15 protein-coding genes are annotated in these 21,824 nt (G+C 71.2%); 8 read left to right on the top strand and 7 right to left on the bottom strand.

From position 1 onward, the window contains the following. Window positions 1-134 precede the first annotated feature (134 nt). From WMF27_RS15255 to WMF27_RS15245, 3 genes are read left to right on the top strand one after another with little or no spacing between them, the layout of a single operon-like run. Window positions 135-1,466, top strand: coding sequence for an HD domain-containing protein (locus WMF27_RS15255; RefSeq protein WP_437768152.1), 1,332 nt, complete (start codon window positions 135-137; stop codon window positions 1,464-1,466). Continuing rightward, a complete protein-coding gene (locus WMF27_RS15250; RefSeq protein WP_437768153.1) occupies window positions 1,466-2,188 on the top strand; it encodes a hypothetical protein in 723 nt (240 codons plus the stop codon). The genes WMF27_RS15255 and WMF27_RS15250 overlap by 1 nt, the downstream gene beginning before the upstream one ends. Then, window positions 2,185-3,486, top strand: a complete 1,302-nt coding sequence (locus WMF27_RS15245; RefSeq protein ID WP_437768154.1) for a DUF4147 domain-containing protein — start codon at window positions 2,185-2,187, stop codon at window positions 3,484-3,486. Before WMF27_RS15250 ends, WMF27_RS15245 begins: the two co-directional genes overlap by 4 nt. 121 nt (window positions 3,487-3,607) lie before the next feature. Here the strand turns inward: WMF27_RS15245 and WMF27_RS15240 are convergent, their stop codons facing one another. The 4 genes from WMF27_RS15240 to WMF27_RS15225 form a co-directional block, all read right to left on the bottom strand. Next, window positions 3,608-4,612: a hypothetical protein gene (locus tag WMF27_RS15240; protein ID WP_437768155.1), complete on the bottom strand. Its 1,005-nt coding sequence runs from the start codon at window positions 4,610-4,612 to the stop codon at window positions 3,608-3,610. 190 nt (window positions 4,613-4,802) lie between these two features. Then, the gene (locus tag WMF27_RS15235; protein ID WP_020735583.1) at window positions 4,803-5,384 is read right to left on the bottom strand and encodes an ExbD/TolR family protein; all 582 of its coding nucleotides are present in this window, start codon (window positions 5,382-5,384) and stop codon (window positions 4,803-4,805) included. Between the two features lie 15 nt (window positions 5,385-5,399). Next, entirely contained in the window at window positions 5,400-5,969 is a 570-nt protein-coding gene (locus tag WMF27_RS15230; RefSeq protein WP_437300011.1) for an ExbD/TolR family protein, read from the bottom strand. Window positions 5,970-6,195: 226 nt separating this feature from the next. Continuing rightward, window positions 6,196-6,816 (bottom strand): MotA/TolQ/ExbB proton channel family protein, encoded by a 621-nt coding sequence (locus WMF27_RS15225; protein ID WP_231864858.1) that lies wholly within the window; start codon window positions 6,814-6,816, stop codon window positions 6,196-6,198. A gap of 996 nt (window positions 6,817-7,812) precedes the next feature. Between WMF27_RS15225 and WMF27_RS15220 the strand changes: the two genes are divergently transcribed. Genes WMF27_RS15220 through WMF27_RS15210 form a run of 3 tightly spaced genes read left to right on the top strand, consistent with a single transcriptional unit; the run spans window position 7,813 to window position 9,662 of the window. After that, the gene (locus WMF27_RS15220; RefSeq protein ID WP_012235624.1) at window positions 7,813-8,490 is read left to right on the top strand and encodes a MotA/TolQ/ExbB proton channel family protein; all 678 of its coding nucleotides are present in this window, start codon (window positions 7,813-7,815) and stop codon (window positions 8,488-8,490) included. Window positions 8,491-8,493: 3 nt separating this feature from the next. Then, entirely contained in the window at window positions 8,494-9,057 is a 564-nt protein-coding gene (locus tag WMF27_RS15215; protein WP_437768156.1) for an ExbD/TolR family protein, read from the top strand. Further along, entirely contained in the window at window positions 9,054-9,662 is a 609-nt protein-coding gene (locus tag WMF27_RS15210) for an ExbD/TolR family protein (RefSeq protein ID WP_437768157.1), read from the top strand. The genes WMF27_RS15215 and WMF27_RS15210 overlap by 4 nt, the downstream gene beginning before the upstream one ends. Before the next feature lie 162 nt (window positions 9,663-9,824). Here WMF27_RS15210 and WMF27_RS15205 read toward each other — a convergent pair whose 3' ends face one another. The 3 genes from WMF27_RS15205 to WMF27_RS15195 form a co-directional block, all read right to left on the bottom strand. Then, window positions 9,825-13,154, bottom strand: a complete 3,330-nt coding sequence (locus WMF27_RS15205; protein ID WP_437768158.1) for an SNF2-related protein — start codon at window positions 13,152-13,154, stop codon at window positions 9,825-9,827. Between the two features lie 95 nt (window positions 13,155-13,249). After that, window positions 13,250-15,466, bottom strand: a complete 2,217-nt coding sequence (locus tag WMF27_RS15200) for a sodium-translocating pyrophosphatase (RefSeq protein ID WP_437768159.1) — start codon at window positions 15,464-15,466, stop codon at window positions 13,250-13,252. Window positions 15,467-15,639: 173 nt separating this feature from the next. Then, complete coding sequence (locus tag WMF27_RS15195; RefSeq protein ID WP_437944212.1) at window positions 15,640-17,205, bottom strand: TolC family protein; 1,566 nt, start codon at window positions 17,203-17,205, stop codon at window positions 15,640-15,642. A gap of 437 nt (window positions 17,206-17,642) precedes the next feature. Here WMF27_RS15195 and WMF27_RS15190 point away from each other — a divergent pair, with 437 nt between their 5' ends. Further along, window positions 17,643-19,463: a c-type cytochrome gene (locus tag WMF27_RS15190; RefSeq protein WP_437768161.1), complete on the top strand. Its 1,821-nt coding sequence runs from the start codon at window positions 17,643-17,645 to the stop codon at window positions 19,461-19,463. Between the two features lie 98 nt (window positions 19,464-19,561). Then, window positions 19,562-21,805 carry a hypothetical protein gene (locus WMF27_RS15185; RefSeq protein WP_437768162.1) on the top strand — a complete coding sequence of 748 codons (2,244 nt, stop codon included), beginning with the start codon at window positions 19,562-19,564 and terminating at the stop codon, window positions 21,803-21,805. Window positions 21,806-21,824: the final 19 nt, after the last annotated feature.

Raw genomic sequence — 21,824 nt, 5'->3', positions numbered from 1 at the left:
ATGCTGTGCTCCACACCGCACGCCCGAAGCAACGAGCCCTCCCCCCCGCGCGCACGCCCGCAGATCGACGCCATCAGGCGACTCCTGAGTGACTCGGCGCCGTTTGCGCCCATGGCGTCGAGTGGAGACCCATCTTGATTCTGCGCGACCCAGTCCACGGCTTGATCGAGTTCGAGAGCGGTGAAGCGGCCATCGTTCCGCGCTTGCTCGGCGCTCGGGAGGTGCAGCGGCTGCGGCGCATCCGTCAGCTCGGGCTGACGTCGCTCGCCTTCCCAGGCGCCGAGCACACCCGCTTCTCGCACGCGCTCGGGGCCGCCCACGTGATGCGCCTCCTGATCGCGAGGCTCCGTCAAATCGATCGCGACCTTCCGTTCTGGCAGAGAGTGACCAGCGACCGCGCGCGCGACGCGATCGCCGCAGCGTTCCTGCACGATCTCGGCCACGGCCCGCTGTCGCACCTCTTCGAGGAGGCCATGCCGGGGGCGCTCCACCACGAGCGCTGGACCGAGCGCATCCTGCTCGACCCGTCCTCGGACGTGCACCAGGTGCTCGTGCGCCAGGATCCCTACCTCCCGCGGCGGGTCGCCGACCTCATCGGCGGACGGCACGAGCTGCCGTACCTCGCCAAGGCGGTGAGCGGCACATTTGACGTCGATCGCTGCGACTACCTGCTCCGCGACGCGCATGCGACGGGCGTCAGGTACGGCGAGTACGACCTGCCATGGCTGCTCCGCAGCCTCAGGTTCAGCGACGTCCAGGTGGAGATGCCCGGCGGCGGCGCCGCGTCTGCCCCGCCAGCGCCCGCGCTCGCCATCGACGGGACGAAGGGGATGAGCGCGATAGAGTCGTTCCTGCTCGCCCGCTTCTTCATGTTTCAGCAGGTCTATTTCCACAAGACGACGCGCAGCGCGGAGTGGATGATCGGCGCCATCCTGCGGCGCGTCGTCACCCGCCTCGCCGCCGGGGACCGGATCCCCGAGGTCCCCACGGCCGTCGCCGCGATGGCCGTCGGCGAGATGCCCACCCTGGAGCAGTACCTCGAGCTCGACGATCAGGTCCTGCTCGGGGCCATCCATGCCTGGGAAGCGGCGCCCGATCCCGTGCTGTCCGATCTCGCCCGCCGCCTGCGCGTGCGCTCGCTCTTCAAGTCGGTCGAGCTGTTCCCGGAGCCCGGCGAGTCGCCGGCCGAGCACGACGCCCGGCGCGCGGCGGCGCTCGAGACCGTGCGCGAGATCGCGCAGAGCGCCGGGCTCGACCCGGAGGTGTACGTCGGCGTCGACGTCGCCGAGGACACGCCCTACGCCGAGGACGCGTCGCTCATGGTCGTCTACGCCAAAGGGCGCCCGCGGCGCCCCGCCGAGGTGTCCTTCTTGCTGGATCGGCTGCGCAACGAGACGATGACACGCACCCGGCTCCTCTTCGCGCCCGAGCTGCGGGATACGGTGCGGGAGGCGCTGATACGCTGATGACCACCAGGAACAAGGCAGCCCGTGGATCGTCCGAGCCCACGCGCCGCGCCCTCACCGGAGCGGTCGCCGGCGTCGCAGCGCTCGCGGTGCTCGCGGGGGCGTCCACGGCGCATGCGGAAGGCGACGGCGCGTACGGCCGGCTGGACGGAGACCTCGATCTGCGCGCGGGCGCGGGCGCCTCGTTCGCGGACGGCGGTCCGGCGCTCTGCGCGCGCGGCGCCGCGGTGTACCTCTCGACCGCCGGCGTGTACGCGCACTACACCGACGCGCTCGGCGCAGAGGGAGCGCTCGTCGCGCGCTCGATCGCGAGCGGCGTCTTCATCCAGCCGCTCTTCCTCGCCCGCTATGCGAGCGATCTCGAGCGCAGCGCCCCCTGGCTCGACCTCTTCATCGATTCGGTGGCGCTCGGCGTGGGCTCGTTCTGGGAAGCGCCGCCCGGAGCCGGGCTCGCCGCGGAGCCCGGGCTGGAGCTCTCGCTGTCGCTCGACGTGCCGCTCCTGGGAGACGCCACGGGCCCGTTCCTCGGCCTGCGGGGTGCGCTCCGCTTTCGCGGGCCGGAGCTCTCGGGCGACGACGGCCCGCGCGACGCGCAGCGGGCGCTCCTCTCGGTCACGCTCGGCTGGCATCACGTCCTCCGCGCGCACCTCGTCGACGCAGGCGACCGCGCCCCCGCCCAGGGGGCGGCGCAGCGCGGCGTGGTCGGCGCGAGGACCCGTTGAGCGCCGCGCTCGGCGAGCTGCGCGCGGCGCTGGTGGCCGCGTTCCGCGCCGGGCTGACAGAGCTCGACCCAGCTGGGCTCGTCGAGCGCGCGCTCGACGTCGAGGCCGGAGCGCACCACGGCCGCGTGTTCGTGATCGCGGCGGGGAAGGCGGCGCCCGGGATGGCCCTGGGGGCGCTCCGCCGCTGGGGTGACAGGATCGCCGGAGGGCTCGTCATCACCGTCGCGGCCCCGGCGCTCGCCGCGCGCGATGAGACGACATCGCTGGCCGACCCCGGGGAGGCCGCGCTGCGCCCGCTGCGCGTGATGCGGGCGGCGCACCCCATCCCCGACGCGCGCAGCGTGGACGCGGCCGAAGCGGCCCTCGCCGTCGCGGCCGCGCTCGGGCCCGAGGATCTGTTGGTCGCCCTCCTCTCCGGAGGCGCCTCGGCGCTGCTCGCCGCGCCGCCTCCGGGCGTGTCCCTCGCGGACAAGCAGGCCGTCGTCGCAGAGCTCCTGGAAGCAGGCGCGCCGATCCAGGACGTCAACCTCGTTCGCCGCCACCTGTCGCGGATCAAGGGTGGGCGGCTCGCGGCGGCGGCGGCCCCGGCGCGCGTGCTGACGCTGCTCATGAGCGACGTCGTGGGTGGACTCCCGCACGACGTCGGCTCTGGCCCCACCGTCCCGGACCCGACGCGCGTCGAGGAGGCGCTCGCCGCGCTCGCTCGCTGGGCCCCTCGGTTCGCGCGGCTCACGCCCGCCTTCAGCGAGTCGCTGAAGCCAGCGGACGCGCGGCGCCTGGAAGCGCGCGTGCTCGCCGATCCGGACACGCTCGCGGAGCGCGTGGCGGCGGCCCTCGCCGTCAGGGCAGGGCTCCGCGCCACCGCCGCCCCCGCCGAGGACGGCGACGCGCGCGCGATCGTGGAGCGTCGCCTCGCGCTCGCGCGCGCCCTCGCTCCCGGCGAAGCGGCCGTGATCCCGTGCGAACCGACGCTGGCGCTGTCGGCCCACCGCGGGGCCGGCGGCCGCGCAGGATGGATCGCGCTCGCTGCCCTGCGCGGCTTGCCACCGGACGTCGCGCTCCTCTGCGCGGCCTCCGACGGCGTCGACGGCAGCTCCGGCGCCGCGGGAGCGGCCGTTGCCCGCGCGGCAGCCGCCGCGATGGACGACCGCACGATCGACTCCGCGCTCGCGCGCTTCGACGACGCCGTCGTTCACCGCGCGCTCGGCACGCGTGTCGAGACGGGCCCGACAGGTCACAACCTCACGGACTTGCACATCGTCGCGCGAGACTTCCTCCGAGGCGCGCGCGTGCGCTGACGCGGCAGCGCGCGCTGCGGCGCGGCAGCGCGCGTGAGCCCACGCGGCGACGCGGGCTACGAGGCGAGCTCACGCGCGCAGGCGCGATGAGCGGCACGCGCGCCTCGGGGGCGGCGCGCCCTCACTGCGGCTCGGTGACCGCGGCCGTGGTGTCGCCCATCGCTTCGCGCACGGCGAGCGCGAGCGCGCAGCTGTTCGCCTGCCGCTGCCGCGCATCGAGCACGCTCCCCTCGACCGAGGGCGTCCCGCCGATGAGATTGCCGCTCGCTTCGCGGCGCACCCGCAGGATGGGCTTGCCGTCCGACAGCCGCCACACCCCGACCCGCGCCATGTGCGGCACCCCGAGCAACGCCTCGGTGCTCGCCGCTCCCTCGGCCGGCTCGTCGAGGACGAGGAGGTAATACTGCGCCCGCGTGAGGAGCTCCGCCGCGAGCGGAACATCGTCGCGCATCGTGTCCTCGAAGCTGGACTCCAGCAGCCGCAAGCGGAGCTCGCTCGAGGCATCCTGTGCGTCACGCACCCACTCGTTCGAGAGGACGTGCATCGTCCTGTAGGCGACGCGCAGGTTGAAGGGCTGCGCGGGCCTGGAGCAGCGCTCCGCCTCGTTGCAGTACTCGCCCGCCGGGCAGTCCCGCGTGCGCTTGCACTCCGCGCCGGCCAGCGGGTTCGGGTTCGGCACACGCAAGAGACACGCAGTGAACGCGTCGCGGAGCGACTGCTGCGCGTTCTTCCGGACGGCGTCGACGCCCGTGGCCTCGTCCACCCGGAGGCGCAGGTAAATACCCGCAAGCTCACGGAAATTCCACGTCTTGAGCGCCTCCCGATCCACGAGATCGGCGCCGGCGCTCCGCGCCAGATCGAGGGTCCAGCCCTCCACGCGCTCGCGCATGGGGAACCAGCGCGGGCCGAGCTCGACGGCGACCGCGCGCTGGCGCGCCATCAGCTTCTGGCGCGCGCTCTCCATCTGCCCCTGGGACCACTTCCAGTGGAGGATCGCCGAGACCGCCAGGACGAGGGCCGTGTAACCCCAGAACTTCGCCGGGGGCCAGCGCATCTTGGAGCGCGCCTCGCGCGCCTTGTAGACCGACGGCAGGCCGCGCTCGCGGGGCGGCTGTTCAGAGGACATAGCAGAGGCTCCACGCAGGAGGCCCCAGCCCGATCACCCGAGCAAGGCAGCCTCCTCCACACGAGCCGCGTAGAGGGGAAGACCGCGCCGAGCGCGCCGCTGGAGCCACCACGTTCCATGGTGACCGAGGCCGCCGGGAGTCGCCCGGCGTGCCCCATCCTTCTGTGCTCGATAGGTCAAGAAGCGGGGATCACTGCGACTTCGGGAGCTTGCTGACCATGAAGCTGACGTTCGGGTAACCGGCGAACGCCGCCGTCTGGAACACGCTCTTCACGACCAGCGCGGGCACGTTCTGATCGACCTGGAGGATGCACACGCCGGGGAACGGCTTGTTCGGCTGCACCTGCTTCCACAGCTCGCGCTTGTTCTTGAGCAGGTTGAAGAGCTCGTCGATCTTCTGAAGCCGCCCGAGCTCCTCGATCGCGCGGGTCGACCCGGCCAGGGCGCCGTCGACGAGGATCTGGTTGCCGTTCACGGCGACCATCGGCGCGTCGATGACGTCCTCGACGTTCTCTGCCTTCGGGAGCTTGACGTTCTTGTCGACGGCGATCTCGCCTGACGCCGAGAAGGACATCAGGAGGAAGATCACTGTCACGACGAGGAAGTCGATGAAGCTCACGAGGTTGAGCCCCGCGTTCGGGCTGCGAGCGCCGTGTCCGGACACCTTGTTCCACACGAACCGGAGCGGCACGCCCTTCATCAGCCGGCGGCCCGGCTGGTGGATCACGTGGGCGTGGGGGTTCTTGTGGTGCTTCGGATTGAACCTATCCATGTGCGCGCTCCTGCCTCAGCGGACCGAGAACGTCATGTTGAACACGGGGACCTGCTTGTTCCCATCGGGCAGCCGCATCTCGCGCTTGGGCGCGTAGAGCGCGTCGAGCACCGCGACGATCTCCTTGAAGGGCGTCCGGTTGTCGGTGTGGAGGATGGCCTGGTCGAGCTTCTTGTCGCTCGGATCCCGGTGGCCGCCGTGGGTCTTCCACTCCTCCTCGATCCGCTTCGCCAGCTCGGGGTAGCGGACGATCTTCGAGCTCGCGTCGCCGATCTCGACGGGCGACTTGTTCACCTTGACCTCGTTGACCACCGTCGCGCCCTGCTTCCACACGAGCCCGAACTCGCTCTCGCCGATGTGGAGGTTCAGCACCTTCTCCGGCGTCTGCGGGGTGAGCTCCTTGTTCGGGTCCGGAGGGCCAGGGACCTGGGCGTCCGCGTTCATGCGCGAGTTGGTGACCCAGACCGCCGTGATCAACAGGAATGCAATCGTGACCATCAGCAGGTCGATGAACGGGATCATGTTGATATCGCTGTTCGTCGACCGCTTCTTGCCACCACCGTCGCCGACGTCTACGCCGCCCATATTGCCTTCCCAACGTGAGCCAGAGCTCACCTATCCAAGTTGTTCCGGGGAACGCCCTGCCCGCAGCTCGCGGTGGGGCACCATGCTGGGTCTGACTTCGTCGCTCTTCCGAAGTTCCCGGGGCCCCGGCGGCGGAAGCCGCCGTCCGGGGCTTCGAGGCGCGAGAGCGGGCCCAGGCGACATCGCGCGCGGAGGGCGCTCGACGACCCGGGCCCGCCGAGGACCATCAGGCAGCCGCCTGACCCACTGCTGCGACATTCACCTTCTGACGGTTCGCGACGACGAGGTTGAGGATCTGCACCGACGCCTCGTTGATGTCGTCCTCGATGTGCTGCGTCTTGCCGTTCAGCACGGCGAAGCCGATGAGGCCGATGATGGCCACGCCGAGGCCGAAGGCGGTGCAGTTCATGGCCTCGGAGATCCCGAGCGCGAGCACGCGGGCCTTCTGGCTGGGGTCGACCGACTCGCCGGCGACGGAGCCGAACGACTTGATGAGGCCCGTCACGGTCCCGAGGAGGCCGGAGAGCATCGCGAGGTTCGCGAGCAGCGCGAGGTACGAGGTGCGCGCCGAGATCTTCGGCAGCTCGCGGAGAGCCGCCTCGTCCATCGCCGCCTGGACCTCCTCGTCGGGACGGTTCACCTTGACAAGGCCGGCCTGGACGATGCGGGCGAGCGGGGCGTTCGCCGCCGAACACATCTTCACGGCCTTGGCAACGTCACCCGCCAGGATGCACTTCTGCATGGTGGCGAGAAAGACGTCCTTGTTGATGGACGAGCCGAACAGGTAGAGGGCGCGTTCGACGATGATGCCGATCGTGAGGATCGACCAGAACAGGATGGGCCACATACCCCACCCACCCTCTTTGAAAGCTTCATACGCTCCGTGCATTGCTTCTGTCCTCCAGTTCGCCTCGCGTCCCCGGGATGAGGTTTCGCGCAACTCGATCGGTTCCCTTTGTCAGACTCGTGTTGCCGAGGGGCGGCAGTCTTTCACTCACACGTAAAGACGGATGAGAGGCCTATTTTGCTTGGCGGCGCTGGCCGTGGACGGCGTGCTGCTGTCGCTCTCTGGCGAGATGCCCACGGGACGCTAGCCGAGCGGCGCTGACCTCTGCAAGAGTCCTGATCGTCTCTTCTGGTGCCGGCGCGCGGCGCCGTCCCAGCTCTCCCACCTGTCGTCCAAGACTGACTTCGCGTCGTCGCGCCAGGGGCCCTTTCATGGCTCTGGGCGCGGCTCCCCGTTCACCGCAGAGCGTGCCGCCTTGTGGCCGAGCTACGCCGACGCGCCCGGGGGACTCGCGCATCTTCGCGATTGAGACCCGGCGCCGTCAAGAGAGATTTGGCCACACGTGAGCGCTCTGATACGGGCAAAACTTTACAACAATCGCGGGGTTATGTCATGATCGGCCGGGAGCGATGGGGGCCGACCAGCGGCAGATGCCGCGAATTTCAGGGGGCGCAGCGCCCGCATGACCACCGCCGGCCCGACCGCGCGCCGCGGCAGTGCGCGCCGCGTCACCCGGGAGCGAGCGCAGCGGCTCATCCGCCCGGACGACGCGGCGGTGGCAGAGCACGGTAGCCCGCTCAGGCGCCGGCAGCCGGAGCGACTCAGGGGTCTCCGGACTTACCTGTCCGGCCTCGGCGCGGACGGCGCCCCTCCGCGCGGCCGGGGCGAGCTCGCCGTGAGACACGCTGGTTCTTGCGGCGATTTTCGGCGATCTCGGCCTCGCGGCGCGGGGCGCGCCGGCATCGCCGAGCTTGCACACGGGATCGGGCGGCAGTTATAGTCGCCGCGCCTGGAGATTGTCGGGCTTCTGACGACGCTGAGAAAGGGACTTCGAGGATGCGTCATCTGCTGATGTTGGCGGCCGAGGGTGGTGGCGAAGGTGGGATGTGGGAGGCCATCAAGCACAATCCGACCTTCCTGATCGCGAACCTGGTCGTCTCCGCGGTCGTGGTGACCATCATCATCGAACGAACCGCGTTCCAGCTGGGACGCTACCGCGTGAACTCCAAGGAGTTCTTCGCGCAGGTCAAGAAGCTGGTGGCGGCCGGCAACATCGACCGCGCGATCAAGCTCTGCGACGCGAGCGACTACCCGATCCTGCAGCTCGTCAAGGCCGGCCTGACCCACGCGAACAAGGGGGCCGACGAGATCGACGCCGCCCTCAGCGAGAAGCTGTCCGAGCTGAAGCCGGCCGTGGAGAAGCGCATCGGCGCCCTGTGGTCGCTCGCGAACATCGCGACGCTGATCGGCCTCATCGGGACGGTCTCCGGCCTGATCAACACGTTCGCCTCCATCGCCGCCCAGGGCCTCTCGCAGGCCGACAAGCAGCGGATGCTCTCGAACGGCATCGCGGAGGCCATGTACAACACGGCGTTCGGCCTCGCCATCGCGGTCGTGTGCATGATCGCGCACGTGCTGCTCCACACCCGCTCCAAGAACATCCAGCACGATCTCGAGTCGACGACCGAGCGCGTCTTCAACCTGCTCACGATCAGCAGCAAGCCTGGCTACTAGCCCATGGCGGACCCGCAAGACGTCCCGCTCAGCTCGGCGCAGCGATCGAAGATCCGGCGCCTATCGCAGCCCAAGGAGCCCGATGCCGGGGAGGAGGCCGGCGAGCTCAACGTCGTTCCGTACCTCGACATCATCACGAACATCCTCATCTTCGTGCTCGCCAGCGTGTCGGTGACATTCGTGTCGTCGATCGACACGACCCCGCCATCCATCGGCGGCGGCAAGGTGCGCAGCGAGCTCTCGAGCAAGGCGTTGAACCTCTCCGCGTTCATCACCAGCCAGGGGATCTCGCTGAAGACGTCGAGCGGCAACATCGCGACCGGCTGCCAGGACGTGGGCGGCGGGGTCACGGTGCCGAAGGCGAACGACAGCTATGACTACCCCGCGCTCACGGCGTGCGCGAAGCGCCTCAAGAACGCCCGCCCCGAGTTCAAAGAGGAGACGCAGGTGACGATCACGGCGAACCCGGGCATCGACTACAAGACGATCATCGACGTCATGGATGCGCTGAGGAGCGACGACGGGGAGGTGCTGTTCCCGGAGGTCCACTTCGGGGTGGCCCGATGAGCGCCGAGCAGCGACCTGCCCCGCGGCCGAGCGCGAGCGTCGTCCGCTACAAAGCGGCCCTCCGGAAGGCGATCCGAAGGAACCGGCGGGAGCCCGAGATCGACTTCCTGAACATCACGGCGATGCTCGACCTGATGACGATCATCCTCGTCTTCTTGCTGAAGAGCGTGGGATCGTCGGCGGCATCCATCCCGCAGTCGAAGGACCTCACCCTGCCGAAGTCGGTGATGCAGGCCGAGCCCTCCCAGGAGGGTGTCGTCGTCATCGTCTCGAAGTCGCAGATCCTGGTCGGCGAGGATCCGACCCCGATCGTCGTGCTGCCCAACCGCGAGCAGCTCGCGCAGTCGGGCGTCGACGCCAAATACAAGCGCAGCGGCCCGAACGATCTCTACATCGTGCCGCTGGCGAACGCGCTGTCCCACGCGCGCGAGACGGACAAGGCCATTCGCGCAGCGAAAGGGCTCGATCCGTCGTCGTCGGAGGCGATCATCGTCGCCGACGCAACCACGCCGTACCGCCTCCTGATCGAGGTCCTGTTCACCCTGGGGCAGAGCGAGTTCGGCAAGTACCACCTGATGGTCCTGAGCGGCGGCCGCAAGCCGTAGCCCCCTCCCCCGCCCTGCGGTGCCGGAAGGCCCCGCGAGGGCCACGCCGAGCGCCGCCATGGATCCACCCGTGCCCCCATTGAGGGCGCGCTCCCCTGCGCGCCCTCATGAATCGGCCGGTGCTCCCCGACCGGCGCGCTCCCCCAGCGCGCCGTCGTCCTTTCAGTCCACCGCGAACAGCTCTTCCAGGTCGGCCTTGGTGAGCTTCTTCGCGCCGCCCGCGTCCTCGCTGAGGACGGAGGCGACGAGCTGGCGCTTCTTGTCCTTGAGCAGCAGGATCTTCTCCTCGATCGTCCCCTCGGCGATGAGCCGATAGGCCGTCACCACCTTCGTCTGCCCGATGCGGTGGGCGCGGTCGGTGGCCTGCTGCTCGACCGCCGGGTTCCACCACGGATCGAAGTGGATGACCGTGTCGGCCGCAGTGAGGTTCAGGCCCGTGCCGCCCGCCTTGAGGCTGATGAGGAAGACCGGCACGCTCGGATCGCTCTGGAAGCGCTCGACGCGCTCCGCCCGGTCCTTCGTGGAGCCGTCGAGGTACTCGTAGGCGACACCATCCTCCTTCATCGCCTTCTCGATGAGCCTCAGCATCATCACGAACTGGCTGAAGACGAGGACCTTGTGCCCGCCCTCGACGGCGTTCGAGATGAGCTCCCGGACCGCGACGAGCTTGCCCGAGTCGTCGTCGCCGAACTCCCGCGGCAAGCCGAGCAGCCGCGGGTCGCAGGCCGCCTGCCGGAGGCGGGTGAGGCCGGCGAGGATCTGCAGCTGGCTCTTCGCGAGGCCGACGCGCTCGACCTCGCCGAGGACCTGCGCCCGCACCTCGCGCGCGACCTGCATGTAGAGCGCCCGCTGCTCGCCGGTGAGATCGCAGATCTGATCCATCTCGATCTTCTCGGGAAGATCCTTGGCGACCTCCTGCTTCGTGCGGCGCAGGATGAACGGGTGGATGGCGGCGCGGAGCCGCTGCGCGGTCTTGTAGTCGCCCGCCTCGATCGGGCGCGAGAAGCGGGCCTCGAACTTGTCGAGCGAGCCGAGCAGGCCCGGCGAGACGAAGTCGAAGATCGACCAGATCTCCGAGAGCCGGTTCTCGATGGGCGTGCCCGTCAGCGCGAGCCGGCGCTTCGCGCGGAGCCGCTTGGCCGCCGCGGCGGTGGCGCTCATCGGGTTCTTGATGTGCTGCGCCTCGTCGAGGATGGCGTAGCTCAGGTCGAGCTGCGCGAGGAAATCCTCGTCGCGACGGAGGAGCGCATAGCTCGTGATCACCACCTCCGCGGCCTTCACCTCGTCGATCTGATCCTTGCGATCGGCGCCGTGCCAGAGGGCGACCGACAGCGAGGGCGAGAACCGGGCGAGCTCGCGCTCCCAGTTCGTGACGACGCTCGTCGGGGCGACGATCAGCGCGCGCATGTGCTTCTCCTCCTGCTTGACGGCGAGCAGGAGGGCGAGCGTCTGGACCGTCTTGCCGAGGCCCATGTCGTCGGCGAGCACGCCGCCCGAGCCGATGTCATGGATGAACTTGAGCCACGAGAGGCCCGCCTCCTGGTAGGGACGGAGCGTCGCCTTCAGGTTCCTGGGCCGCTTGGTGCTGCCGATCTCGTCGATGTTGCTGAGCTTCTGGAACAGCTCGCGCGCGGAGGCGGTCACGTTCGATCCGCTCGCGTGCTGGAGGAGCTCGTGCACCCGCCCGGCCTGCGCGAGCGGCAGCCGGCCGTTCTTGCCGGCCGCCATCATCAGCTCGACCTCGCGATCGAGCATCGCGCGCACGGCGTCGGGGTCGAACGCGGCGAACGACCCGTCCTCGAGGCGGACGTAGCGCTTGCCCTCGGCGAGACAGCGGCGCAGCTCGTCGCGATCGACGCCGACGCCCTCGCTCTCGAAGCTGAGCTTGACGTTCAGCCAGTCCATCCCCGAGGTGACCTTGGCGAAGACGCCGATCGGCCTGCCGCGCACCTGCGTGTCGACGAGATCCTCGGGGACGAAGAGGTCCCAGTCGTCGGGGAGCTCGGCGAGCCCCTCGGTCCAGAAGGTGAGCGCCTGGTCGCCGTTCGCGATGAAGCCCTGGCCCGTCTCGTCCGGCTTGAGCCCGAGGGCGAGCAGCTTGCTCGCCGCCTCCTGCTGCGCGGCGATGTCCACGCGGATGCAGCGGGCGCGCTTCATCCCCTCCTCGGGCGGCTGCACGAGCACCGGGGGCGACATGCCGTCGGCGCGCACCGCGACCTCGGCGTCGCCGTAGGCGGCGGTCAGCGTGACGCGCGCCTCGATGAGCGAGCCGCCCGCGCGCATGCGGAACGTGGGCACGAGATCGACGACCTCGGCGATCTGGTTCAGGTCGGGCAGCTCCGCGCCGACCTCGAGCGCGATCTTGGGCAGCCCCTGCATGATGATGCGGGCCAGCTCGCTCATCGGCTCGCCGATGGTCGGCGAGCGGAGCAGGCGGCGCATCGCGGCGGGGGAGACGCGCTTGTCGATGCGGCGCGCGAGCCCCTCCTGCGTGTCGATGTGCCAGCCCGGCCAGCCCTCGAACCACCCGCCCTGCAGCAGCGAGAAGCGGCGCTTGTCGTTCCCCCGCTCGAAGCTCGTCTTCACGATGATGGTGTCGCCGCCGACGGTCTCGAGATCGAAGCGCGGCCGCAGGCTGTCGTCGCCGAAGCGGAGCTGCATCAGGGCCGGCTCGAGCAGCACGCGCTGGCCCTCGAGCAGCGGGAGCAGCTCGGCCACGTCCTCGCCGCGGATGTCGACGGCCGGGTGGCGCGGGTTGCCGCTCTCGAACCGGGCGAGCAGCCGGAGCGCGTCGCGATCCGGCGTCGGATAGAGCGCCTGCCAGGCGAGCGCCGCGGAGGGCAGCACCGGGACGCGCGCCTCGGCGTCGAGGACGGTGACGGTCAGCGCCCCTTGCCGCACGTGGAGGCGGAACTCCACGCGCCGCGCCCCGGTGACGCCCTCGGGCGGAAGCCAGGCGCCGATCCCGGTCTGCTTGGCCGTCGCGTCCAGGATCGGCGCCGCGAGGGCGACGGGTGAGCCCGGCGGCCCGTGGGAGCCGACGACGGTCGGGACGGGCGCCGCCGGCGTGATCGCCAGGCGCCCGCGGCGGTCGCGGCGGCGCACGCGCTTCAGGGCGTCACCGCCGGCGTGGGCGGTCTGCGGGACGAGCGCCGGGATCGGCGGCTCGCGCCGCGGCTGCGCGCCGCGCGCCTGGTCGCGGATGCTGATGAGCAGCGCCGCGACGTGCTTGCAGTGCTGCCCGGCCTTCTGGAACGCCGGACAGGAACATTGCGACTGGATGCCATCGGGCGATAGCTCGACCTTGACCGGATACGGCTCTGAGTCGGCGGCGCGGACGGTGCCGCTCGCCATCGTCTCGTTGATGGAGATGTCCTCGACGACACGGCGGCGGAAGTACTCCAGCCCGCGGAGGAAGGTGCGGGCGCCAAGCAGCCTTCGCAGGCCACGATCGCTGAGGGTGGAGAGTGCGTCGGAGATCGGAGGCGGCACGTCGTGGGCTCGGGATACGGGTGCGGCGGCAATTCGCCGGGATGGGTCGGGTGAACGGGATCTCTTGGCAAATCCCGCTGGGTGAAGAACCGGCATCAGATGAAGAACGGCAAGAACACGATGATCACGGCGGGGAGCATCTTGATGAGCACGTGGATCGCGGGGCCGGCCACGTCCTTGAGCGGATCGCCGATCGTGTCGCCGACGACGGCGGCACCATAGGTGGGGTTGTCCGCCCGCGCCCCCGTCTCGTCGACAAGGTAGCGCCCACCGTGCGCGCCGGTCGCGATGTACTGCCTCGCATTGTCCCAGATCGCCCCGGTATTCCCCAAGAAGAGCGACCCGAGGACGCCTGCGACCGTCCCGGCCATGATCAAGGCCGCGACTGAATCGGCCGCGACCAGAGGATTATCTTCCGTCCTTGCAAAGCGCAAGGCAAGTCCCACGACGACGGGCACCACCGCGGAGACGAGGGCTGGCGCGATCATGTGGCGCAGCGCTGCCCGAGAGACCATCTCGACGCAGGGCTCGTGGTCGCCGACGAAACCCGGCGGGCGGGCGCGGGCCTGGCGCCTCACCTCGTCGAGGACGCGTCGGCCAGCCTGGAGGACGTTGCGGATGCAGCGGCCGGCCAGCCAGAAGACAAGGAGGATCCCGACCAGGGCGCCGAGATAGACCTCGGGCCGGTCGAGGCGCAGGACCATCGCGGTCGTCTCGCCGCGGATCGGCGCGCTCGACGTCAGCGCGCGGCGCCGGGACTCATCGAGGTAGCCAGCCACGAGCAGCAGCGAGGCGAGCGCGGCCACGCCGGCCGTGTACGCCTTCGTGAGCGCCTTGGTCGTGTTGCCGACGGCATCGAGCACGAGGGTGCGGCCACGCACGTCCGGCCGCTCGCGGGCGACGGTCACGGCGACGATGCCGCCCGCGTTGTCCACGATGGGGCCGAACGCATCCATGGCGAGGACGTACCCCGAGGTGCCCAGCATCCCCATCGTCGCGACCGCGGTGCCGAACAGGCCGCCCCCGGCGAGCCCGGAGCGCGCGCCGAGCAGGTAGGAGCCGAAGGTGGCGCCGACGACGACCAGGAGCGGGAGCACCGAGCTCTCGAGACCGATGGCGAGCCCGCGCAGCACCACCATCGCGGAGCCGCTGCGGGCCGCCTCGGCGAGCTCGCGCACCGGGCGGTGCCGCTGCTCGGTGTAGTACTGCGTGACGTGCAGCACGCCGATGCCGGTGACGATGCCGATGACGCCGCAGGCGAAGAAGATGACCCAGTGGGCGCCGAGCAGCCACTTGGCGGCCCCGGCGATGCCGACTGCGTGGAGGGTGGCCGTGACGTAGAGCCCTCGCACGAGGGCGTTGAAGGCGTCCTCGCGGTCGTCGGTCTTGACGACCATCACGCCGAAGAGCGTCGCGATGAGGCCGAACGCGCGGCTGACGAGCGGGAAGAGCACGACGGCGAGGGCGCTCGGGAGCCCGACGTTGTTGCGGAAGAGCATCGCGCCGACCACCATGGCGCCCGCGTTCTCGGTGACGGTGGAGGCGAAGACGCCGGCCGCGCGCCCGGCGCAGTCGCCGACGGTATCGCCTGCCAGGTCGACGATCGTGGCCGGGTTCTGGAGGTCGTCCTCGTCGAGCCCGACCTCCGCGCCGGCGAGGTCCGCGCCGAGGTCGGCCGCCTTGGAGAAGGTGCCGCCGCCGAGCTGCGCCATCAGGGCGGCGAAGGAGGCGCCGAGCGGGTAACCGGCGATGACCCAGGGGATGGTCGGGGCGAGCGCGAGCGCCTCGGCCGGCTCGGCGCCGAGGCCGCCACGGAACGCGAGGACCGCAGCGAACAGGCCGCCGAGGCCGAGCAGGCTCATGCTCGCGACGAAGAGCCCCGACACGGCGCCGCCGCGGAGGGCGATCTGCAGGGCGAGATCGAGCGAGCGGCGGGCGCCGCTCGCGGCGCGTACGCTGGTGCGGGGCGCGATCCAGGTGGCGACGCGGCCGGTCGCGACCGCGCTGGCGGCCCCGACAGCGAACGAGAGCGTGAGCCAGACACCGAGCTCCAGCGCCGGCACCGGGTTGTTCTCCCCGGCGCGCCGGAGGAGGCCGTAAGCGAGGAAGATGGCGCCTCCGAGCATCGCGGAGACCGCGCCGATCACGCTGCTCTGGCGGCGAAAGTACGCCTCCGCGACCCCCTGAATGATCGCGGCGACGCGCTGCATCTCGGGCTCGACCGCGGGGCGCGCGATGACCCAGCGAGCGAGGTAAGCCGCAAAGGCGAGCCCGAGCAGGCCGCCGCTGAGGATGAGCGCAAGCTCCGTCATGACGGGCGGACCGGGCGCGCAACGTGGACGCGCTGCCTCGGCCGGTGAGGAACGATGCGGGTGATTGCCGCGGTGTCGACAAGGGCGCCGCAGGAACCCGCGCTGCAGCGGCGCACGCCTTCCCTACTCCGGCCAGGAGGGCCGCGCAAGCGAAGAAGACGCGCGCGGCCAGGTCATTTCAGGTCCTTCGCGTCGCGTCCGACCACGTGGTCCAGCCGGGTCTTCGCGACGAGCGCGCCGACACGCGCGTTGATCTGCTGGAGCCGCGCGCGCGTCACCTCGCCCTCGGCGTCGACCACGTCGACGCTCGTGGCCCGCCCTGCGCGGAACAGCTCGGATCGGACGCGCATCGACTCCGCGGCCGCCGCGAGCTGGCGCTCTGCAGACTCGATGCTGCTCGTGGCCTTGCTCAGCTCGGAATACGCCGAGACCACCTCGAGGCGGAGGGCGTCGCGCAGCGCGGCCTTCTGCTCCGCGATCTGCGTGGTGCGGGCGTTCGCCTCGGCGGAGGCGGCCGCGGTGGCGAAGATGTCGTTGACGACCCACGTGGCGCGGACGCCGGCGGCCCACGTCAGATCGAACCTCTCCTGCGTCGGAATAATGCGCTGGTTGGGGTTCGCGTAGGTGAGATCGGCGAACGCGTCCACGCGCGGGAAGTAGCCGGTCCTCGTGACCGCCTCGACCTTCTCGAGCGAGTACTGCGTCTCGTCGAGCGCGCGGATCTCGAGGCGCTTCTGAAGCGCCTCCTGGACCAGCGCCGGGAGCGCCTCGGCGGGCGGCTTCGGAGGCGCGCTGCCCATCACATCGATCCCCAGCGTGAGCGGCCTGTCCTGCGCGGCGCCGAGCGCGATCCGGATCTGGTCGTCCGCGACCAGGAGCGCGGCGTGCGCCTCGTTGAGCACCTGCTCCGCGCCGGCCACCTGGGCCTCGAGCCGGAGCACGTCGGCGCGCGAGAGCAGACCCACCTCGAAGGTGCGGCGCGCGTCCTCGACGTGCGCCTTCGCCTGAGACACCGCCTCACCAGCGACGACGACCTGCCCCTTCACGCGGACCCAGTTGAAGAATGCGACCTTCGCGTCGGCCGCGGCCTGCAGCGTCTCCGCCTGGAGCTCGAGCTTCTTCGCGCTCTCCGCGTGGGACGCAGCGGCGTATCCCTGCGAGAGGCGGAACACGTAATCCGAGATGGGGACGGCGAGGTTCGCCGTGAGCGAGTAGCTGTTGGGCGGCGGTGGCGCCATGAACTGCCCGAGCGCGTCCATGATGGCCTGTTGCTCGGGGGGCAGAGCCGTCCCCGGGGGCTCTCTCTCGATCTCTGACAGCCGGGTGTAGGTGGCCGTCACCGTGAGCCGCGGAAAGAAATTGACCATCGCCTGGTCGACCTTCGCGGCCGCCGCGCGGAGCTCGGCCTGCTTGGCGCGGAGCGACGCGCGCGTCCGCAGCGCAGCCTTCGCGACGTCGTCCGGCGTCAGCCCTCCCGGCTGCGGCGCAAGCGCCGTGGCGAGCGGATCGGCCTTCGGCGCGGCCGGCTGGGCCGCAGCGATGGAAGCGCCCGGGGGCTGCGGTTGGCCCGCGGCAGGAGGCGCCGGCGCGAGCGGCGGGGTGGCCGGCTGCGGAGCCGCCGGTCGGGGAGCGGCCGGCTGCCCCGCGGCCGGTGAGGCGATGAGCCCGAGGGCGAGCAGCCCGGCGAGCGTCGAAGCCAGCGAGATGCTGCGTCGAGACGAGGGTGCGGTGCTTGTCATGACCGGTCGGTCACTTATGGGCGGCGAGAGCACCCGTCAAGTCACAGGCGATCCCGCGCATCGCGTCTCGGCGATGGCTCGCCTCGCCGTCTGCGAAGGTGACCGGGCAGCCCGCGCTCCCGGCCCACGGGATGCTTGCGCCCCAAGGCCCGCGTCATGGGCTGGCCGCGCCGGACACCGTCCGGGACCACGCCGGACCCGATGGTCTGGTGCGCTCGTCATGCCGTGCCGCAGTGGGCCACGACAGCAGGGACGTCGTCACCGATGCGCATCACGGGACCCGCGCCAGACGCGCCACCCAACCCCGCTCACGCGCGTTGTGGACGGCAGGAATACGTCGCTCTCTCCGCGGCAACACATATTGCCGCGCGCGATCGGATGGAAGAACATCGAATGAAGTGGCCGCCATCTTGCTTGGCGGCGGACCGGAGGCCCTCATGCATAGACTGCTTGCGTCGCGCCGCAGCTTCTCCCCGTTCCTCGCCATCCTTGTGATCGCATCACCCTTTGCCGCCTGCGCTCCGTGGGAGCTCGGTGAGGACGACACCCCCGACATCGACGATCCTGGGAGCGTCGCGGTCGCGGCGGAGCCGCCGCCCGCCATCAGCGGCGGAACGCTCGCCGTGAGCAAGAGCGCCCTCCGGGCGGTGGCCGCGGATCCGGATCGCGACCGGGTCTGGATCGTCGATCTCCAGGCGCAGAAGCTGACCGCGGAGATCGCCCTTCAGAAGGGCGACGAGCCGGGCAGGGTCGTCGAGGACGACGCGGGTCGCTTCCACGTCGCGCTCCGCCGCGGCGGCGCGATCGTGACCGTCGACGCCGACAGCGGGACGGTCGTCGACCGGCGCGACGTATGCCCGGCCCCGCGGGGGGTCGCCTACGATGCGCAGACCGACGCGCTCCATGTCGCGTGCCTCGGCGGCGAGCTCGTCACGCTCCCGGCCGGTCCCGGCGCGGCGACGCGCCGCCTGAAGCTCGATCGCGACCTGCGCGACGTGGTCGTGGACGGGGACCGGCTCCTGGTCAGCAAGTTCCGGTCTGCCGAGCTGCTCACCATCGGGGCGGACGGCATCGTGATGGAGCAAAAGAAGCTCCCGAAGTTCAACCTGTTCGGGCAGGAGTTCGCGCCGACCGTCGCCTGGCGGACGATCAAGCTGCCGACAGGCGGTATCGCGATGGTCCACCAGCGCGCCTTGATCGCGCCCGTCGAGATCGTGGAGGGGGGCTACAGCTCCGGCGGATGCGATGGGAGCGTCGTCCACGGCACGGTCTCGGAGGTCGGGACACCCGACTCCGACGGCCAGCCGAACCTGGCCGCTGCCCTCCCCTCCGCGACCCTGCCGGTGGATGTCGCGGTGTCCGATGACGGTCTCTCGTATGCGGTCGTCGCGGCCGGCAGGAGCGAGATCCTCATGACCAGCCGCGCGAACTTGAACATGACGATGGATGCCCCCGAAGGAACCTGCGTCGAGGCGGATCAGCGCGTGGTCGTGGAAGGCGAGCCCACGGCCGTCGCGTTCGCCGGCGGCTCCGTGGTGGTGCAGACCCGCGAGCCGGCGGGCATCCAGGTCCTCGGGGCTCCCAACACCGCCGGCAACCGCGTCGCCAAGGTCATCACGCTCCCCGGGGAGAGCCGCAGGGACACCGGCCACGAGATGTTCCACCGGAACGCTGCCGGCCCGATGGCGTGTGCGTCGTGCCATCCGGAGGGAGGCGAGGACAGCCATACCTGGCACTTCAACCCCATCGGACCGCGGCGCACCCAGTTCGTCAGCGGCGGGATCCTCAACACCGCCCCGTTCCACTGGGACGGCGATATGTCGGGGATCGAAGCCATCATGGACGAGGTCTTCGAGCGGCGCATGGGCGGCATGCACCAGGGACCGCGCCGGGTGAAGGTCCTCGCCCGGTGGATCGACAGCCTCCCCGCCCCGCCGGTGTCGTCGGCGCCCGACGCAGAGGCCGTCGCGCGCGGCGAGGCCCTCTTCCACGACAAGGCCGTCGACTGCGCGACCTGCCACGCGGGCGCTCAGCTCACGACCAACGACTCGTTCGACGTCGGTACGGGCAAGCCCTTCCAGGTGCCGTCGCTGGTCCGCATCGGCGTGCGCGCGCCGTTCATGCACGACGGATGCGCGCCGACGCTGAAGGACCGGTTCACCAACCCCGCCTGCGGCGGCGGCGACCGGCACGGCAAGACGTCCCAGCTCTCGGACGCCCAGATCGACGATCTGGTCGCCTACCTCGAGACCCTCTGACCCCTTCCGGCGGGATTTTCCGCCGATGAGCCCGCCCGATCGCGCTCCTTCACCGCGAATGATGTAACGAGCGCCGAGCCGCGATATGCTGGCGCGGCGTGAACGTCGCCGAAAAAGTCGCCACCCTCGAAGCGCTCCTCCACCGGGTGCAGCGGAACGCCGCTGCGCCTCGCACCCGGGCGCAGCTCGCGGCCTCCGCCGAGCTCGTCCCGCATCGCGGCGAGGCGCCCGGCGCCATCGCCAACGACACGGCGGGCGCGGCCTCGCCCGGCCCCAGGTTCAGCTCGACGGAAACGTCGCCGACGAACGAAGCACGGCCGGCAGCGGCGGCCAGCGCGGTCGCCGCGAGTGGACCGTCCGCGCCGCGCGCCATCGAGCCCGTCCTGGACGACGTCGGTGGCATCGACGCCTTCAGCCCGGCGGCCGCGAAGGCATCGCAGGCCGCGGCGGCGAGCGCCGCGAAGCAGCCCGCAGCGGCCGCGAAGGCACCGCAGCAATCTCCGGCGAAGACGCCGCAACAGCCGCCGGTGAAGGCGGCAGCGGCGGCCACGCCCGCAGCGAGCGGGGCCAAGGCCGCGGCCTTCAAGCCGGCCACGGCGACGCCGGCGCGCACCCCTGCGCCGCCTCCCAGCTCACCCGGGAAGCCGGTCGCGAGGCCCGCCGCCTCGTTCGATCTCCCGCGGGCTGACGCCGGCCCCCCCGCCGGTGCTCAGGAGACCTTCCGCCCTCCCGCGGAGGCGGCCGAGCCGAAGCCGAGAGAGGCAGCCAGGACCGCGGCCAAGGTCACGGCGCCTGCGGCCAGGTCAGCTGCCCTGGGCAAGGACGCGCCCGCTGCAGGCCCGGCGGTGCCCCCGGCCCGAGGCTCCAGCCCGCGCGCAGAGACGAAGCCGTTCTTCCCTCACGAGGACGTCGCTGCGCGGCCGAAGGTGGCGGAGAGCGACAGCGAGCTCTCGTTCGCTGGGCTCCTCCCCGACGAGCCGGAACCCGGCCAGAAGCCCGCTGCAGCGCTGAAGCTCCCGGCCGAGCGCAGGGCGGCGCCGGATGCCGAGGCGCGCGCGGAGCGCAGATCCCGGCCCGACCGCGCGGAGGTGCACGCCACGACCGCGTCGGCCGCCGCGGACGACGCCTCCACGCTCGAGGCGGCCACCGCCCGTGGGCCGTCCTCTTCTGGTGAGCCGGTCACCCCCAAGGCGCCGGATCCGATCGCCGTCGCCACGCGGCGCGCGATGGGGGAGCCTGCCACCGAGCGAGAGTTCAGCCGCGAGATGGTCGACGACGAGCCGACCGTGATCCGCGGCATGCTCGAGGACGAGCCCACCGTCATTCGTTCTCGCCCCGAGGGCCTCGAAGACGAGGAGACGGCGGTCCGCTCCGCGCGGTCCGAAGCCCAGGCCATCGCGCGATCGGTCGCGGAAGAGGCCGGCGATGCGTCGCCTGGAACGCTGCCCAGAGACGCGAGCGACGAAGCGGATCGCAGGTCCAGGCCGAAGGCGGCCGACCGTGACCTTCTCCCGAAGGTCATCACCAAGGACCCGCCCCTCCCGGCCGACAAGGACGTGAAGCCTTCCGACCACGTCACGGCGCGGCCCGCCGCGGACGCCGGAATCACCGTGCGACCGCCGCCGCGCCCGCGCTCCCGCGTGGGCATCGTGATCGCCGCCGTGGCGCTCCTCGTGGGCGGCGCAGCGGTCGCGTACCGGCTCAGCGTGTCTGACCCCGAGCCCGCGCCCCTCCCCAACGTCGACACGTCTCCGGGAGCGACCCAGGGCGCGACCGCGCAGCCGCCGGCCACCGCGCCGACGCCGACCGCCGCGCCCACCGAGACGGCGCCCGCTGCACCGTCCGCGGCCGAGACCGCGACGCCGGCAGCGAGCGCTGCGCCCGAAGCGAGCGCTGCGCCTGAAGCGAGCGCTGCACCCGAGGCGAGCGCTGCGCCCGAGGCGAGCGCTGCGCCGGCCGCAGGCAAGGCCGAGGATCTGCCGCCAAGCCGGGGCCACCTGATGGTCAATTCGCCCCAGCGCGCGTCGGTGTATGTGAACGGCTCGCTCGCCGGAAGCACCGGAGAGGCGCTCGACGTGCCTTGCGGGACGCGTTACGTGCGGCTCGGCAAGCTGACGACGGAGAAGACGTCGAACCCCGCGTGGCTCTCCGCCGGCCAGGCGGTCATCGTCGGTTGCCGCAAGCAAACGGTCGTGTCGATCACGCCCTCCGCGGCGAGCCCGACGCCCAACCGCCCCACGAAGCGGAAAGGCAGCCCCGCCGGCACCGCCACCCCGGACGGTGAGGGCGCTGCGCCCGCGCCCGCTGAAGAGACCGCGCCTGCGCCTGATCCCGCTCCGTAGAAACCCGCGCCCCCGGCCG

This window comes from Sorangium sp. So ce281 (assembly GCF_051527395.1).
In the GTDB taxonomy this organism is placed as follows: Bacteria; Myxococcota_A; Polyangia; order Polyangiales; family Polyangiaceae; genus Sorangium; species Sorangium cellulosum_B.
Note: the sequence above shows the minus strand (reverse complement) of the source record. Positions and strands in the feature narration are given on the sequence as shown.

What these genes read in the sequence shown, in the direction of transcription:
- WMF27_RS15250 (WP_437768153.1), top strand. Translation starts at nt 1,466, where the DNA reads ATGACCACCAGGAACAAGGCAGCCCGTGGATCGTCCGAGCCCACGCGC.
- WMF27_RS15240 (WP_437768155.1), bottom strand. Translation starts at nt 4,612, where the DNA reads ATGTCCTCTGAACAGCCGCCCCGCGAGCGCGGCCTGCCGTCGGTCTAC.
- WMF27_RS15235 (WP_020735583.1), bottom strand. Translation starts at nt 5,384, where the DNA reads ATGGATAGGTTCAATCCGAAGCACCACAAGAACCCCCACGCCCACGTG.
- WMF27_RS15230 (WP_437300011.1), bottom strand. Translation starts at nt 5,969, where the DNA reads ATGGGCGGCGTAGACGTCGGCGACGGTGGTGGCAAGAAGCGGTCGACG.
- WMF27_RS15225 (WP_231864858.1), bottom strand. Translation starts at nt 6,816, where the DNA reads ATGTGGCCCATCCTGTTCTGGTCGATCCTCACGATCGGCATCATCGTC.
- WMF27_RS15220 (WP_012235624.1), top strand. Translation starts at nt 7,813, where the DNA reads ATGCGTCATCTGCTGATGTTGGCGGCCGAGGGTGGTGGCGAAGGTGGG.
- WMF27_RS15215 (WP_437768156.1), top strand. Translation starts at nt 8,494, where the DNA reads ATGGCGGACCCGCAAGACGTCCCGCTCAGCTCGGCGCAGCGATCGAAG.
- WMF27_RS15210 (WP_437768157.1), top strand. Translation starts at nt 9,054, where the DNA reads ATGAGCGCCGAGCAGCGACCTGCCCCGCGGCCGAGCGCGAGCGTCGTC.
- WMF27_RS15200 (WP_437768159.1), bottom strand. Translation starts at nt 15,466, where the DNA reads ATGACGGAGCTTGCGCTCATCCTCAGCGGCGGCCTGCTCGGGCTCGCC.
- WMF27_RS15195 (WP_437944212.1), bottom strand. Translation starts at nt 17,205, where the DNA reads ATGACAAGCACCGCACCCTCGTCTCGACGCAGCATCTCGCTGGCTTCG.
- WMF27_RS15190 (WP_437768161.1), top strand. Translation starts at nt 17,643, where the DNA reads ATGCATAGACTGCTTGCGTCGCGCCGCAGCTTCTCCCCGTTCCTCGCC.